This is a genomic window from Chryseobacterium sp. BGARF1 (genome assembly GCF_001677955.1).
Taxonomy (GTDB): Bacteria; Bacteroidota; Bacteroidia; order Flavobacteriales; family Weeksellaceae; genus Chryseobacterium.
Window position 1 is genome coordinate 1 of sequence record NZ_LELA01000160.1, and the last position, 420, is coordinate 420.

The 420-nt window shown below is 35.0% G+C and carries 1 pseudogene; it reads right to left on the reverse strand.

What is annotated here, in order from left to right:
- Nucleotides 1-420 (reverse strand): annotated as a pseudogene (locus tag AB671_RS22580) (RHS repeat-associated core domain-containing protein); the annotation flags it as partial.

The following is a 420-nucleotide window of genomic DNA, read 5'->3' on the forward strand; positions in this document are numbered from 1 at the left end:
CTGCAATGTTACCGTTGTATTTAGGCTTTACCTGAAGAGTTGAAAAATCATTATTAGGAGTCTGTTCACCTTCTACCTGATTATATTTTATTTTATAACCAAACAGATCACTTCCTAAATTTGCAGGATCATTGATCTGTGTCATCCATCCTCGAATATTATACAGATAATCCACCTGCTGCAAAGGTGTGTTTGAACTTGTTCCACCCACTTTTTTGCTTTCTAGCTGTGAAAGCTCATTGTATTTATTCTGAGCAAGATATTCCACAGGATTGTTATCAACCTGATGGATATGGGTCAATAATCTGTTTTGGTGATCATAAGTAAAGTTTTCGGTAATTACTCTTTCGGTATCACTATCTAACCTTTTATGTTTAGTAATAGCCATCTTTGGTGTTCCCGAAAAATCAAGTTCAGATT